Genomic DNA, 266 nt, shown 5'->3' on the forward strand with positions numbered 1-266 from the left:
TGTCGCGACCAAGGTCGTGACATCGGCCATGTAGGCCTGCTGCGCGACGTTGGCGACCGTGGTGCCGGGCGTCTTGGCGTCGCCCGCCTTGGCATTGTCGCCGCGGCTCGGGGTCGCGAGCGGCAGGCCGGCCTTGGTCAGCGCCTCCTTCACCTCGTCGGAGAGCGGAACGCCGGTCTTGCCGCCGGTGGAATCGTAGACCACGATCGTGTTCTTGCCGCGATCGGTATGGTCGAACAGCAGCGTCGGGCCGACCTTGCCGATGG

At 68.4% G+C, this 266-nt stretch carries 1 protein-coding gene; it reads right to left on the reverse strand.

Features of this window, described 5'->3' with window-relative positions; translation table 11 throughout:
- On the reverse strand, positions 1-266 hold a 266-nt coding region (locus tag RVY79_RS19950), incomplete at both ends, for a hypothetical protein (protein ID WP_317466313.1).

Source organism: Chromohalobacter sp. HP20-39, assembly GCF_033052815.1.
Lineage (GTDB): Bacteria > Pseudomonadota > Gammaproteobacteria > Pseudomonadales > Halomonadaceae > Chromohalobacter.